10 protein-coding genes and 1 pseudogene are annotated in these 11,071 nt (G+C 67.2%); 4 read left to right on the forward strand and 7 right to left on the reverse strand.

The window, feature by feature from the left end; genetic code table 11:
• Nucleotides 1-423: 423 nt before the first annotated feature.
• From IE318_RS43515 to IE318_RS45965, 3 genes are all read right to left on the reverse strand, one after another.
• The gene (locus IE318_RS43515) at nt 424-597 is read right to left on the reverse strand and encodes a CsbD family protein (RefSeq protein WP_078917418.1); all 174 of its coding nucleotides are present in this window, start codon (nt 595-597) and stop codon (nt 424-426) included.
• Between the two features lie 177 nt (nt 598-774).
• On the reverse strand, nt 775-903 hold the full coding sequence (locus tag IE318_RS45960) for a DUF6233 domain-containing protein (RefSeq protein WP_308438638.1): 129 nt from the start codon (nt 901-903) through the stop codon (nt 775-777).
• A 112-nt stretch (nt 904-1,015) separates the two neighbouring features.
• Nucleotides 1,016-1,195: a hypothetical protein gene (locus IE318_RS45965; protein WP_229904196.1), complete on the reverse strand. Its 180-nt coding sequence runs from the start codon at nt 1,193-1,195 to the stop codon at nt 1,016-1,018.
• 571 nt (nt 1,196-1,766) lie between these two features.
• On the opposite strand from IE318_RS45965, the gene IE318_RS43525 reads away from it, so the two are divergent.
• Together IE318_RS43525 and IE318_RS43530 are read left to right on the forward strand one after the other, a co-directional pair.
• Entirely contained in the window at nt 1,767-1,949 is a 183-nt protein-coding gene (locus tag IE318_RS43525) for a hypothetical protein (protein WP_189908360.1), read from the forward strand.
• Between the two features lie 717 nt (nt 1,950-2,666).
• Nucleotides 2,667-3,782 (forward strand): serine hydrolase domain-containing protein, encoded by a 1,116-nt coding sequence (locus IE318_RS43530; protein WP_189908361.1) that lies wholly within the window; start codon nt 2,667-2,669, stop codon nt 3,780-3,782.
• A gap of 208 nt (nt 3,783-3,990) precedes the next feature.
• On the opposite strand, the gene IE318_RS43535 is transcribed toward IE318_RS43530, so the two are convergent.
• The 4 genes and pseudogenes from IE318_RS43535 to IE318_RS43550 all read right to left on the reverse strand — a co-directional run bounded on the left by IE318_RS43535 (nt 3,991) and on the right by IE318_RS43550 (nt 9,323).
• Entirely contained in the window at nt 3,991-5,268 is a 1,278-nt protein-coding gene (locus tag IE318_RS43535) for a DUF6348 family protein (RefSeq protein WP_189908362.1), read from the reverse strand.
• 218 nt (nt 5,269-5,486) lie between these two features.
• Nucleotides 5,487-5,627: pseudogene (locus tag IE318_RS45970) on the reverse strand (IS630 family transposase); the annotation flags it as partial.
• 148 nt (nt 5,628-5,775) lie between these two features.
• The gene (locus tag IE318_RS43540) at nt 5,776-7,014 is read right to left on the reverse strand and encodes a S53 family peptidase (protein ID WP_229904197.1); all 1,239 of its coding nucleotides are present in this window, start codon (nt 7,012-7,014) and stop codon (nt 5,776-5,778) included.
• Between the two features lie 1,481 nt (nt 7,015-8,495).
• The gene (locus IE318_RS43550; RefSeq protein WP_189908364.1) at nt 8,496-9,323 is read right to left on the reverse strand and encodes a helix-turn-helix domain-containing protein; all 828 of its coding nucleotides are present in this window, start codon (nt 9,321-9,323) and stop codon (nt 8,496-8,498) included.
• Between the two features lie 111 nt (nt 9,324-9,434).
• On the opposite strand from IE318_RS43550, the gene IE318_RS43555 reads away from it, so the two are divergent.
• Nucleotides 9,435-10,211, forward strand: a complete 777-nt coding sequence (locus IE318_RS43555; RefSeq protein ID WP_189908365.1) for an alpha/beta fold hydrolase — start codon at nt 9,435-9,437, stop codon at nt 10,209-10,211.
• Between the two features lie 317 nt (nt 10,212-10,528).
• Nucleotides 10,529-10,981 (forward strand): MBL fold metallo-hydrolase, encoded by a 453-nt coding sequence (locus tag IE318_RS45975; RefSeq protein WP_229904200.1) that lies wholly within the window; start codon nt 10,529-10,531, stop codon nt 10,979-10,981.
• Nucleotides 10,982-11,071: the final 90 nt, after the last annotated feature.

The raw sequence follows: 11,071 nt of genomic DNA on the forward strand, positions 1-11,071 counted from the left end.
CACCGACAACGGCGGGATCTTCGGTCCACGACGATTCACACCAAACCAACGACGAACCTCTGACTCAGGTCACTAGCCCTGCCCCGTCGGCTGGGCGCAGTGCCGGTGTTCTGCTCGGCGGCTCGGCAGGAGGGGCAGATGGCCTGGGTGGTGGGTCCGTAGCGGCAGGTGAGGCCCTGGCAGCTTGGGCAGTAGCCGACCTGGTCAGGCCTGCACCCGAGGATCAGCGCCGTGGTGGCCCGGTCCGTGATGGGGTCGATGCGTCTGGGCACCTCGGCCATGTGTCCGAATGGACGTCCGGCGCTTTTCCGCGGCCGGTCGAGCTGTTCCGTGGCGTTCCGGCCACTTCGTAGCAGGAAGGGCAAGGGCCTTCACTCCTTGGTCGAGGGTGAAGGCCCAGTCCTCAGGTGAGACGACCAGAGGTCAGCGCTTGAACATGTCCTTGATCTTCTCCTTTGCCTGGCGTGCATCGCCCTTGGACTTTCCCGCCTGGCCCTCGACGACCATCGGGTCATCGACAGCGGCTCGTCCCATGGCCCTCTTGAGCTTTCCCTTTACCTGTTCGGCCTTGGCCTTGGCCTTCTCGCCAGCCGACATGGCAGACGCGCCTCCTGCCGTGTTTGACGATCTTTCCGGGTTCGCCGGTAAATCTCGTTTGCCCGATATTGTTCCTTGCAAACAGGTGATACGGCCATGCGCAGGTGGTGCGGCACGATCGTCGAACGCGTGCCTCGCCAGGCCCCTGCCTATAGCTGCAGCCCTGGCATGTACCGCTCATTCCAGGATCCCAAGCTCGGTGTCCGGTCGGCAGAACCGGCACGGCTCGATGTTCGGGTCGGTGAGCGCTGCCCGTGCCTCGTCTGGCCTGATCGGGTGTGGTGTGCGCGCTCGATCATCGTGCAGTCGGACAGGTGGATGAAAGCGGGCTCGGGGGAGCGTGGGGTGCGCCTCTGCTGGACGAGGAAGTGGGTCTTCACGGGTGGCGGGGCGAAGCTGGGCAGTGGGCCTGCGCCCTTCACCTTCCGCGTCGGCCGATGCCGCTGTGGAGGCAGTCCTCGCCGTGCTCGAGCGCGGCGAGAACTGCCCGCCGCTGGAGCCTGAGGTACATGCCGGCGGTCTCGTTCTCGGCGAGCTGCTTGTCGAGGTGCGCCAGGATCGCCCGAAGCCGGGGCGAGTCAGGGGGTAGCTCGGACATGGCGTGCACCATGCAGCGCCGCCCAGCCCGCCGACCGCTGACCCCGCCAGTACAGGTGGAACAGCACCTCCGACGACAGGTGGATGAGCTGCTGCCGGAGCGCGGTGCGCGGTCGTACGGCGAGCTGCCGGTAGGTGTCTTGCTATTCCTCTTGTGCGCGTGAGAGGTCGTCGGGGATCGAACTCATGCCCGGATGTCCGTCAGGGTCCACAGTCAGGCGAGTCCGGGCTCGGTGAGCCAGTGTGCGAAGAGCGCGCGTCGCTCAGCGGGCACCCCGACACTCCGCGTGAGTCAGCGCGGTGGAGAAGGCCTTAGCCAGCTGGGCCGTCGGATAGAAGGGGGCCGCGGTGAGAGGCTGCTGCTCAGCGTTGTCGTTCATATGCCGGCGTGGCAGGTTCCGCCCCTACGCCCTCCGGGGGCGTGTGGGCCGGCTCGGGCTCGAGCCAGGCGAAAAGGCTCCCCTGGAGGAGGGAGCCACTGGTATCGGGCGAGAGGGGGGCCGTCGCTGTCGTCGCGGTTTCTCCGGGTCACTGCGGGGTTGACGTAAAGTGCCTCGGTACGAGTCCTCCAAGTGGGGCGTCGACACCCCGCCAACGCGAACGTCGACGACGCGCTCGCCGTACCAGTCTTCGAATTCCACGACCCGGGCCGGCCCACCGCGCTGGTCGTCCGGGAACCGGCGACCACGGAAGGCGTCGACCCCGCCACCACGCACGCGGCCCACCTCGCCCTGCGCTGGCTCGCTCGACCATGATCACCGATCGTGCGGCCGAACTGCACAAAGCCGAGGCAGTCGAACTCCCGCGAGTCGGCAGGCCGCCCTGGCCACCGACCTGCCCGACCTGGGCATCCATGGACTTGCGGTGCGAGTACCTTTCGCAACCGGCGCCCGGGAACCACGTAGCCGAGGAGTTCACCGGAGCCGGCGTGAGCGAGCCGAGGAAAGGGCCGGTGATACCGCCAGCGCCCTCTGCGACAGACCGGATGAGCACCGTCGAAGCCGGTCACGACGTCCTTGGCGCCGTGCCAGTGGTAGATGGCCGGGGCGGGCAGAGTCGCCGACCACCACACCCGCTCTCCACCGCGCGCCTGGCGTGATGGCTGTTGGCCAGCCGTGGCGTGACACTCAGCCCGGCGGCGGACACTATCGAGCAGCAAATGCAGACGGCAGCCGACCACCCGGGTTTCAGTTGGCCGTTCGTCGGAGCCAGGGGAGCGAGCGGAAGTGCCACGTCCATGACCTCTTCGTACGGGACGCCACAGGGGTGGGGTGGGGACAACCCCCGGCCATCTATGGGGATGGGCCTCATCGCCGCCGTCCGGCCCTTCCAGCAAGCTCAGCGTGTACGGGGAAGCGGACTCCATCATGAACCCGGATGAGAAGAATGCTGTGACAACGTTGTTGGGTTGTTCTCTCCCGCCCCACCCCCGTAGAGGTCGTTCTTGACGAACTGCTCACGAAGAGGTTGGGATGAAGCATGTGCATCGGGCGCTGGTGACTGCGGCGACAGCGTTGGCGGTGATTGCGGTTCCGGCCGCTGTTTCAGCGGCACCGCAGGAGACGGATCGCGCCGGTCTGCAGGAGCAGCTGGACCATGTCGTAGCCACCGGCGCGGTGGGCGCGCTGGCGGAGGTGCGTGACGAGCACGGCGTGTGGCGGGGCACCAGCGGGGTCGCCGAGTTGGGCACGTCGCGACCGGTCCCGGTCGGCGGTAAGTTCCGGGTGGGCAGCATCACAAAGACGTTCGTCGCCACCGTCGTTCTGCAACTCGTCGACGAAGGCCGGCTACGGCTGGACGACACGGTCGCAAAGTGGCTGCCCGGAGTCGTCCCGAACGGTCAGCACATCACCGTACGGAATCTGCTCAGCCACACGAGCGGCTTGTACGACTACCGGCTCACACTGCAAATGCCGCCGGCACCGAAGTTTCTGGTCAACCGGTGGCGGACCTGGACTGCGCCTGAGCTGGTTCAGCGCGCGGTTGCCAACGCGCCGTCGTTCGAACCGCCGGGTTCGGCCTACAAGTACTCGAACACCGGCTACATCCTGCTCGGCCAGATCATTGAGCAGGTGACCGGCCGGCCGTACGGGGAGGAGATCAAGGCCCGGATCATCCAACCGTTGCACCTGCGTGACATCTCGCTCCCGGGAACGTCTCCGCGCATTGGCGAGCCGCATCCGCACGGCTACGTGCCGATCGAGCAGGCCGATGGGACGCACCTTGTCGACTACACGGAGATGAATCCGTCCGTGATGGGCGCAAGCGGTGAGATCATCTCTACGACAAAGGATCTCAACCATTTCATCGCCGCTCTGCTCAATGGTCGCCTCCTGCCGGGTCACCTTCTCGACGAGATGAAGACACCAGGCGTCGAAAGTAAGAAGTACGGGCTGGGATTGGCCTGGCAGGACACCTCGTGCGGGGTCCGTGTGTACGGCAACGACGGCGATGCCCTGGCGTACCAGTCCTGGTCGTTCGCCACGGAGGACGGGCGCCGCCAGGCCACGGTTGCGCTCACGCCCGACTTCCAAGTCGACACCGACGACGTCGTCGACGCGCTCCTGGACAAGGGTTTCTGCGGGTGAGATCGCACGGTTCAGAGGTGGCTTGATGTCGGGCCGTTACCGGCGTCAGTGAGCAGAGAGAGGGTTGCTCGGCGAGGGATGGCGGAACACTGACGGTGATCGCGCAGCAGCGACAGCCGGGCCTGCGCGGAACGACCTTCCTTCGCCCATCCGTGGCAGTGGGTGTGAAGCCACCAGAGCAACACCTGATCTCACAACTGCGGTCAGCTCACGCACGCTCGGGGTCGTGCTTGCCGAGCACGAACTCCGCGGGCCAGCGGTCGTTCAGCACCTTGGCCAGCAGCGGGTGGGCGGACTCGACCACCTCACAGTAGGGAACCCTCCCCTCCTTCTTGATCGGCTGACCCTCAAGGACGACCGGTGCACGCAGCACCTCCTCGCCCCACGGCCCGATGGCGTTGCACAGCAGGCCCTCGAAGCGGTGTCCGGGCAGGGTGTCGTCGTGGACGCGCGCTACGATCTCCTCGATCACTCGGGCCTTGACGTAGATCCAGACCAGGTAGACTACCGTGCGGCCGTTCTCAAGTGGGATCGGGAGGCGCACCTTGAGGAAGTTGCCAACGCCGTCCGCGACCATCATCGCCCCGGTGTCGACCCGCACGCGCTTCGCCCGCTCCTCCTCGGAGAGTTCGGCGACCAGGTGGGGCAGAGGCAACTCGAAGCCCGGGTGTTCAGGGTCCAGTTCCCCGCCGCAGCAGCACTCCGCGCCGTGGGCATGGTGGGTGTCGAGGCTGGTCGTGGGGCTGCTCGGCACGGGGCCCTCAGCCGGCAGCGGGAGCAGCAGCCCGTAGTAGCGCACCGCCGTGAAAGCGGTCGGCTCGGGCAGATTCAGCGCCGTCATGGCGGCCGAGGCGGTTTCGTGGCGCTCGCCGTTGATCCGGATCTCCATCTCCATCGCGCCGGGTTGCCCGCCGTAGAAGACTCTGACTCCGTTGAAGAACGGGGATTCCAGGTCCGCGGTGAACGTGTCCGCGATGCGGTGCAGCACGTTCGCGTCCAGCAGGGCACCCTGCATCCGCCGGTTCTCTGTCGTGTCGAGGCCGAAGGCCACAGCGCCGGAGATGATCGAGTGCCAGCCGGGCACACCGCGTTCGTGCTCGGGGCCCGCCTGGTCCGCGAAGCGCTTGCGCTGGTCGAGGAGTTCGAGCAGGCAGGCGCCGGCCGTCTGCACCCATGAATCGGCCGCCTCGCGGGGATCTGGGGACATCGCCACCACGCAGTCCGTGAAGCAGGGCACATCCGGCTGGACGCTCACGTCCGGCAGCGCGACCAGGTCGTAGTGCCGGCCACCCCCGTGCTGGGGCGGGGCGACCGCCACCGCCCAGCCGTGCGGGCTGAGCAGCGAGTTGCCCTTGAGCTCGGCGCCCTCGGTCACGCCGGGCGCGAAGGCCTCAAGGCTCGCCTTCACCAGGGCGAGGAACTCGAGGTCGGGCAGGCGGTCGTCGGGCTGCTCTGCCTTGCGCGCACGGCGTCGTATCCAGGGCATGCAGTGGATCCTAGTGAGCCAGCCTCATTGACCAGTAGGAATATCAGTACGCCCGGCGCTGCCGTTGGTGCGGGCGCAGCGGTCCGGACACAGCGTCAACGTGACCTCTGGCGGGCGGGTCCCCGTGTCGGGACTGGTCGCCTCCATGCCCACTCATTCGCCGAGTGCTGTGACCGGGAAGGTTCGCCGGGCTGGGAACGGACAAGTGTCTGTCGGGTTCAGGCCGCAAGCTGGAGAGGTCTGCTGCCCCAGCGGATGGGTTTCTCGCGGCGGATGCGGGCGCGTTCGCGCCGTTGGGCGGCGAGGACGTCGGGGTGGCGGGCGTTCTTGTTGCGCCGGCGAAGGTAGGCGGGCAGGGCCCCGATCAGAGGCCCCGCTGAAAGGGCCTCAGTCTCGCTGACTGCCGCCCTCTCTCGTTGTCTGTCGGCGTTCGCCGCAGATGCCGCCGTCCCGGTGCAGGACCCGGCATCTGTGGCTGGCGACCGCCCCTCGGGGGCGGGAATGCTCTCAGCCCTCCTTGGCGAGGGCCGGGACGAAGAGGGCCGCGTCGATCGTGCCGACGCCGGTCGCCATGTCGTAGCCCTTCACCGCGGTGTAGCCGGTGACTCCCGCGTAGCTGTTGTTCGTGCCGTCATTCACGTCCAGGATTCCGGTGGAGGGCTTCCACGAGGACTGGGCGAACAGCGAGTACAGCGCCTGGTGGATGTCACCGAGCCGGTGTCCGGCGACCTGGTCGGCCAGGGCCACGATGCCTGCGAAGAGCGGTGTGGCCTCGCTGGTGCCGACGCAGACCTCCCAGCCGACCTGCTTCGGGTTGTAGCTGGAGTACATCCATGTGCCGCCGTTCATCGCGGCGGACATCGAAACGTCGGGGGTGCCGCGGTGGTCACCTACCACCTGCTCGACCCCGTTCTGGTACGGGGGACGGGCGAAGACGTGGGACCGGCCGCCGCCGCTCGCGCCGTTGTCGTTGTAGACACTGTCCGGCGCGGTGCGGTCGCCCTTGGCGTCCAAGTGCAGCTGGGTGCCGCCGACCGACACGGCCAGCGGGTCGGAGGACGGCCAGGCGTTGACCTTGTACGGGTAATTGGATTTGACGTTCGCGGTGGCGTTGGTGGCTCCGCCGTCGCCGGAGGAGGCGAGGACGGTCACATCGTGCCTGGCCGCGTCCTTGAAGGCGTTCCGCAGGTTCTGAATGCTGGAGAAGTCACCGCTGCGGAAGCCGGGGAAGTTGTTCTCCGTCGCGCCGAAACTCTGGCTGATCACATCGCCCACACCACGGTTGATGAGCGACTTCTCGGCGTCCATCATCTCTCGCAGGCCGGCGATGCCGTCCCCGTTGGGAACCCCGGCCTCCACCAGGACGATGTGTGCGTCCGGGGCGACGGCGTGTGCCATCTCCACGTCAAGGGTGGTCTCCTTGGCCCAGCTGAGCCGGGCGGGGTCGGCGGGGTCGAAGCGCGGGACGGCACCCCACTTGACCACGTCGACGTGGGTGCTCTTCATACCGAACTGCTTGCTGTAGACATCCAGGTCGTGCTGGATGGTCGGCGAGCCGAAGGAATCCACGATCACGATCGTGCGCCCCTTGCCGGTGATTCCCGCCCGGTACAACGGGTTGAGGTTGTACGCCTGCCGGTACTGGGTCGGGGTGTAACAGGAGATCCGCCACTTCGCCTGGCACTGCTCGGTGGTCAGCAAGCTGTGGGCCATGTTCTGCGATTGCTGACCGGCTACTGCCGGCACGGCTTTGGCTCCTTGTACCGAATGCATGGGTACGGCGCCCGGAGAACCGGGCATAACGGATGCCATGGGTGCGACATCGGTGAGGGTGGCGACCCCGGCCGCTGCAACTCCGGCCGCTGCAACCCCGGCCACTGTGACCACGGTGCGGCGCCATGCGCGAACTCTGCGCATTCAATCCCCTTGCAAGGTGAGACTCCACTCGACGGCTGCTTCGATCCCACCTCAGGGCCATTCGCGGAACAAGTGCCTGCTCCTGTGTGACTTCTCACTTAAGTGTCACTCATCACTAATGCGGCACTTGCGAGTCTTGTCCGATTCAGGGCGCTGTGTTGCCTTGCTGAGCCGCAAATACGAGCCGGATGGCATGTCGAGGGCCCGCAAATCACCCCCGTTCTCCAGGATTCCCTAGACGCCGCCCCGATCTACGGGATCACGTAGTAGCGGCCCTGGGAGCAGCTCAGACCGAATGCGACGTTCACAGAAAAGAGGGGACCCGAAAGCGATTGTTACTCGCAGGTCGCATGGGGAGCGCTCTTGGAGCGGGACGAATTGGCGAAATTCACTGCGCGTCGCGAAGCGCTACATATTGTAATGGTGCGCTGGGCTGGTTACGGCGGAGTGGGCGTGTGTATTCAAGTTCGGATTCGGATGGCACTGAGCGTTTTCACCCTCGTGTCTGACTTGGTCGGATGCGAAGTAAGGACGGCATGAATCGGGGGAGGGGTGATGCGGATGATGGAACACCTCGGCTTCCGCAGCAGTCGCCAGTCCTTCAGCGTGGCCGTGGCCTGCTCGCCCAGGGCCCGGACCTTCCCATGGGGGACGTTCACCGCCTGCTGACCCGCGGACCGGTTCGGCCGGTACGTTGGTACCCCCTTGTCCGCCTTGTCCGTGAAGCAGATCGCCTCCGCTTCCACGAATGAGCCGCGCGCCGAGATCGCAGAAGCCTGCCGTGGAGCGGCAGCGACAGGGTTGGGTTGTGCTGATGGAGTCGGCTACCTACCTCTGGAGTCCGCTACCTACCTCGAACGAAACGCCGCCACGGGTCGCGGCCCGCCTTCTCGTCGTCCCGACAGCGCATGACGACCGGCCGCTGGTCGGGGTCGTCGGATGCTGTGGTGTCCCAGTAGAAGGTATCGGCGGTACGGGTGGCACCGAAGGGAAGGACGCCGGGGGCGTTACGCCGAGTCCGCTGGACCCAGGCCCCATCGTCGAACCGGCCACGGTTCGCGCATGGCATGTGAAGCCAGAGCCAGGCGCCGATGTCGAGTGGGCCGTACGCGGCGACGACGGCCTTGTAGTCGGCGGGAAGGCTCGTCCCCAACCAGGACTCGACTGCCGCCCAGTCGACAGGTACGGCGAAGAGGTCGCGCGGGTAGGCACGGTGGGGCACCGATACAGAGAGGCGAGCACGGGGTTCCGGTGATCACGGATTGTGACGAGACGTGATCATAGATGTGAGTGTTCTTGTGGGCACTTCCTCACTCGGCGGCCACCGTCGCCTGCCACGCGCCCGGGCGTTTGCCTGTGGCCTTGTAGAAGAACACCGAGAAGTTGGATGCGTCGGGGAAGCCGAGCATGTCGGCGCAGCGGGCGGCGGTGAGGCGGTCGTGCGCGAGGAGCCGTTTGGCTTCCAGGGTGATCCGTTCGACGATGTACGCCTTCGCGGTGCGGCCGGTGGCCTGCTGCACGGCTCGTGAGAGGGTGCGGGGCGCGTATCCCAGCGCACGGGCGTAGTAGCCGGCGTCGTGGTGTTGCCGGAAGTGCGCTTCGACGCTGGAGCGGAACACCCGGAACACCGGATGGGTGCGCCCTGCTTCGGCGTGCGGTGGGTGCAGCCGGGTGATGAGCGCGGAGAGCAGTATTTCGGGCAGCTCCGTCCGGGAGTCACTGAGTGGGGCGGATGCTTCGAGGAGGAGATGGCTGCGCGCCGTGTCGACGAAGGGCCAGTCGGCGTCGGGGATGCTCCAGTGCGCGGCCGGGTCCGGGGAGGCGACCAGTTCTCGGGTGGCTTGGGTGACCGGCGCGGTCGGCACGAACAGCACGAGGTGCCCTGCCACGTCGGCGATGTCGTCCCACCGGTGCACCGCGCCGGGTGGAATCCACACCGCGGACTGATCTAGGAGCGGGTGGCGGCGGAAATCGACGGTGACTGAGCCGGGTCCGGCGTCGATGACGGCGAGGACGTGGAAGTCGGCGCGCTGCGTGCCGCCGTCGTTCAGCTCGCGAAGGCGGCCGAACGTCATCGTCTCGACCGAGGCGGCGCGCCGTCCCGCGGGCTGGTAGGTCATTTGCCGGATCACGCTCACGTGTCCAGTTTTCACCATCGGGCGACCAGTCACGCCGATGCCCCGTCCAGATGCAGAAGTTTCAATGAATACACAGGGCAATCGCCCAGAGCATCGACCGGAAGAGCCATCATGGACACGACGCAGCAGACGCTACTGCCCACTTACGACCATCGGCCGGGGACCGGACCGACTCTGGTGTTCCTGCACTATTGGGGCGGTTCCGCCCGCACCTGGGACCTCGTCGTCGACCGCCTGGCGGGCCGTGACGTGCTCACGGTCGACTTCCGCGGGTGGAGCCGGTCGAGGGCTCTGCCCGGTCCCTACACGCTCGGTCAGCTCGCCGACGACACGCTCGCCGTGCTCGCGGATGCGGGGGTCACCGACTACGTCCTGGTGGGGCATTCGATGGGCGGCAAGGTCGCGCAGCTGGTCGCGGCCACCCGGCCCGCCGGCCTGCGCGGCATTGTTCTCGTCGGCTCCGGCCCGGCGAAGCCCGCCGCACAGGTCACTCCCGAGTACCAGGAAGCCCTGTCGCACGCCTACGACTCCGCCGAGTCCGCGGCCGGGGCGCGGGATCACGTCCTCACCGCGACCGAGCTGCCCGCGTCGGTCAAGGCGCAGGTCGTGACCGACTCGCGGACCGTCATCGACGCCGCCCGCACCGAGTGGCCGCTGCACGGCATCGCGCAGGACATCACCGAGCACACGCGCATGATCAGCGTGCCCGCTCTCGTCGTCGCCGGAGAACACGACCAGGTGGAGCCCGTCGGCGTGCTCCGCGACAACCTGGTCCCATACCTCTCCCACGCCGACTTCGTGGTGGTCCCCCACACCGGTCACCTGATCCCGCTGGAAGCCCCGGCCGACCTCGTCGAAGCCATCACCGCATTCGCGCCGGCAGCCTGACCGTCCCCGCGCGACCCGACGACGGGCTGCGCCCCTGATCACCCGCCCACGGGGCCGGGACGGGCCCTCCCGCATTGCACCGCACCCGACAGATCTGCTTGTACGCCGGCCGCACAGCGGCCGGCACCGCATCGTGGACGACCCCAGCCGGCCGCCCGGGGGTGCGGGGCAACGCGGTGAGCGGCGCCCGTCACGCACCAGTCGCCTCCCTCACCTCAATGTTCCAGACCAAAGTCCTCGCGATTCCCGTGCTCGGCAAGCATTCCGTCAACGCCTAGCTGCTGCTGGGTAGACATGAACCCCAAGACATCCGCCTGATCGTTGTCACCCACGGGCACGTCGACCACTTCGGCTCCACCGCGGAACTCAGCCGGCTCACCGGCGCACCGATCGCGGGCCACATCGCCGATTTCAGCATCTGCCGAGCGGGCGGGGCCTGCATCGTCAGCGACCACCAAGCGGAAGCCGAAGTCACGGCTTCCTTTATCCCCGCTGCCCCCGAAGATCTCTTGACGGCAGTAACGCGTCTGATCGTCGGCGAGACCGAGTGCCGAGCACGGTTCGAGGCCGAGCCCACTGTCTTCCGATGGATCCTCTGCCGTGAAGGCCGCATGCCCAGATCGGTATGGGCATGTCGCCGAGACGGCGGCGGGCGGGCTGCCGGCAGCGGCCGATGGGGTGCTGGTGCGGGTGTTCGGGCTGGTGGCCGTCGGCCTGGAGTGCTGCGTGTCGACGCGGTACGGGTCGCGGGCGTCCTACCGGATCACTGAGCGACGGCCTGGGCTTAGAGGCCCTAACAAAGCCTCTGGACGTGGCGGTGGGTGATCAGGCAGACGGCGAGTCCGAGGAAGGCTTCGTGG

It is taken from the genome of Streptomyces spiralis, assembly GCF_014654675.1.
GTDB classification, from domain to species: Bacteria; Actinomycetota; Actinomycetes; order Streptomycetales; family Streptomycetaceae; genus Streptomyces; species Streptomyces spiralis.

Bases quoted from the DNA above. Each gene is read 5' to 3' on its own strand.
- IE318_RS43530 (WP_189908361.1), top strand. From the start codon at position 2,667: ATGAAGCATGTGCATCGGGCGCTGGTGACTGCGGCGACAGCGTTGGCG.
- IE318_RS43535 (WP_189908362.1), bottom strand. From the start codon at position 5,268: ATGCCCTGGATACGACGCCGTGCGCGCAAGGCAGAGCAGCCCGACGAC.
- IE318_RS43515 (WP_078917418.1), bottom strand. From the start codon at position 597: ATGTCGGCTGGCGAGAAGGCCAAGGCCAAGGCCGAACAGGTAAAGGGA.
- IE318_RS43555 (WP_189908365.1), top strand. From the start codon at position 9,435: ATGGACACGACGCAGCAGACGCTACTGCCCACTTACGACCATCGGCCG.
- IE318_RS45965 (WP_229904196.1), bottom strand. From the start codon at position 1,195: ATGTCCGAGCTACCCCCTGACTCGCCCCGGCTTCGGGCGATCCTGGCG.